Source organism: Mesorhizobium sp. M2A.F.Ca.ET.037.01.1.1, from assembly GCF_003998075.1.
GTDB lineage: Bacteria > Pseudomonadota > Alphaproteobacteria > Rhizobiales > Rhizobiaceae > Mesorhizobium.
Window position 1 is genome coordinate 1 of the sequence record NZ_RZSA01000900.1, and the last position, 2,691, is coordinate 2,691.

The window sequence follows — 2,691 nt, forward strand, 5'->3', positions numbered from 1 at the left end:
CTCGTACTCCACCGTGTCGCCGGTGCGATAATAGCCGCCAGCGATCGCCGGCGTTTCCGCCTGGTGGTAGCCGTCGAACCAGCGCAGCGGCGAGTTGGCGATGTCGACGGCAAGCACGCCCGGCTGGTTGGGGCCGAGCTCGTTGCCTTCATCGTCCAGCACCACCATGCGATAGCCCGGCATGGCGAAACCGGCCGAGCCCGCGCGTACCGGATGCCTGAGCCCGTGATGGTTGTTGACCATCATGCCGTTCTCGGTCTGGCCGTAATGGTCGTGGATCGGCGCGGCGAGATGGGCGTCGAACCAGCGGATCACTTCCGGGTTGAGCGGCTCGCCGGCGCTGCTCGCCACGCGCAGCTTTCCTTTGACGCGGGCCGCGGCCTCGGGCCCTTCCGCCATCAGCAGGCGGTAGGCCGTCGGCGAGCCGGCAAGGCTCGTGACGCCCAGCCGCTCGATGATGTCGTAGGTCGATTTGGCGTTGAAGGCGCCTTCGTAGAAGGTGGTGGCGATGCCGAGCAGCAAGGGCCCGGTGATGGCGTAGTAGAGCCCGTAGGCCCAGCCGGGATCGGCGATGTTCCAGAAGACGTCGTCGGGGCGAAGCCCGATCGCGTCGCGCATATAGGCGCCGAAGGCAAGAAGCGCGCTGAGCGGCACCGGCACGCCTTTCGGGTGCCCGGTGGTGCCGGAGGTCGACATCATCATGAACAGGTCCGAGCCCTTGCGCATCACCGGCTCGCAGTCGGGGGAGGCGGCGGCGAGCGCCGCGCGGAAATCGATGTCGCCTGCGGGCAGCGTCTCGCCGGGGGCGAGAATGGTCGCGATGCGCGGGCGGTTTTCCACCTCATCGAGCTTGCCGCGGTTGGCGGGGTTGGTCACCACCAGCTTCGCCTTGCTGTAGCTCAAGCGATGCTCGATCGCCTTCGGTCCGAAGGCGGTGAACAGCGGCTGATAGACGGCGCCGATCCGCCATGTGCCGAGGATCAGCGCTACAAGCTCGGGAATGCGTGGCAGCATGCCGGCCACGACATCGCCGGGGCCGACGCCGAGACTTTTGAGCAGGGTGCCGACACGGCCCGACATGTCGGCGAGGTCTTCGAAGGAATATTCGCGCAATTCGCCGCCGGCCGAGATCGCGCGCAGCGCCAGCCGGTTCTCGCCTGTATAGCGGCCGCAGCATTCGACATAGGCGTTGATGCCGGTCGCCGGATCGCCGTGAAGCCTGGCGATCTCGTCCTCGATGCGGAAGCGCTCGACGGCATCCTCATAGCGCGGCAGCGCCGCCGGCGTGTCGGTCATGGCAATCCTCCCTTGGCGGCGGTCATCTCCCATGATCGCCGCCAAGGGAGATTGCCCGAAAAGAGGGCGCTGGTCGATTGCGGCGAAAGTCGATGGACCTTGGCAAGCGAGTGAGGTCGCGCTCCACGGCGCCCCCTCTGTCCTGCCGAACATCTCCCCACAAGGGGGGAGATTGGCAGCTTCAGCGCCGGCCCTCCCTTACTACATCGGCGATTGGCGAAACCCGGCGCGACATCCGATCTCCCCCAAGTGGGGGAGATGTCCGGCAGGACAGAGGGGGGCGCGAAGGAATGCAAACCCTCTATGGCCGCCTACGCCGCGAGCTAAGGCAAGCGCAGCCCCTGCGCCTCCATATGCCGCTTCCAGCGGTTGCGCAGCTCTCCCGGCCGGCAGCCGATGCGCTCGTCGAGGAACTCCGCCGCGCTGACGCGGTCGGTGCGGAAATGGCGGAAATTCTGGCGCAGCTCGCACCAGGCGGCGAGCAGCCGCACCGTCTCGGCGTAGCCGATCATGGTCGGCCAGATCACGCGCTCGCTCTCGTCGCCCTGTTCGTTGCGGTAGCGGATCCGGATCTTGTGGCCCTTGCGGATCGAAGCCCGCGCCTTGGCGATATCCAGCCCGTCCGGCAGGCTCGCGCGGCTGAGCGGCGCGCCGACGGTTGGATTGCTGACGAAGGGGCGCAGCCGCTCGGGCACGACGGTGGCGATCTTGGCGATCAGGTCGCGCGCCGCGCCCGCCAGCACGGGGTCGCCCTTGTCGGCCACCCATTGCGCGCCGAGCACCGCCGCCTCCAGCTCGTCCGGCGTCAGCATCAGCGGCGGCATGTCGTAGTCGCGGTCGAGCACATAGCCGAGGCCGGCCTCGCCTCGGATCGGCACGCGCTGTCCGATGAGGTCGGCGATGTCGCGATAGACCGACCGGCGCGAGGTCTCGAGCTCCTCGGCGATCCGGCTGGCGGTGATCGGCCGGCTCGAGCGCCGCAGGATCTGGATGATCTGGAACAGTCTGTCGGCGCGGCGCAAGGCAAGTCTCCTGTTGCCACTATGCTGGCAGCAGGCCTGGTCCACAAGCCGGGGCAGGGCTCCTGAACGGGCGCGCCCAGCCGCGAAGATCTCTTCGTCGGCCAGCCGACGGAGAAGACCAGATGAATTTCGTTTCGACCCGCATCATCACCGCCGACGTCAAGCGGCTCGTCGCCTTCTACGAGACAGTCACGGGCATGAAGCTCACGCTCTACACCGAGGACTTCGCCGAGCTGGTCACGGAAGCGGGCACGCTGGCGATCGGCAGCACGCGCACGCTTGCGCTCTTCGGCGGCGACCACGTGGCAAGCCCGGCGGCAAATCGCACCGCCATCATCGAGTTCCGCGTGGCCGATGTCGATGAGGAATACCG

At 67.6% G+C, this 2,691-nt stretch carries 3 protein-coding genes; 1 reads left to right on the forward strand and 2 read right to left on the reverse strand.

Annotated elements, in window-relative coordinates; genetic code table 11:
• On the reverse strand, window positions 1-1,296 hold a 1,296-nt coding region (locus EOA27_RS30975), incomplete at its 3' end, for an AMP-binding protein (protein ID WP_127258032.1).
• Between the two features lie 323 nt (window positions 1,297-1,619).
• Window positions 1,620-2,318: a YafY family protein gene (locus EOA27_RS30985; protein ID WP_126078112.1), complete on the reverse strand. Its 699-nt coding sequence runs from the start codon at window positions 2,316-2,318 to the stop codon at window positions 1,620-1,622.
• A gap of 122 nt (window positions 2,319-2,440) precedes the next feature.
• Here EOA27_RS30985 and EOA27_RS30990 point away from each other — a divergent pair.
• Window positions 2,441-2,691, forward strand: a 251-nt coding sequence (locus EOA27_RS30990; protein WP_145970643.1) for a VOC family protein, incomplete at its 3' end; no start/stop codon positions are given.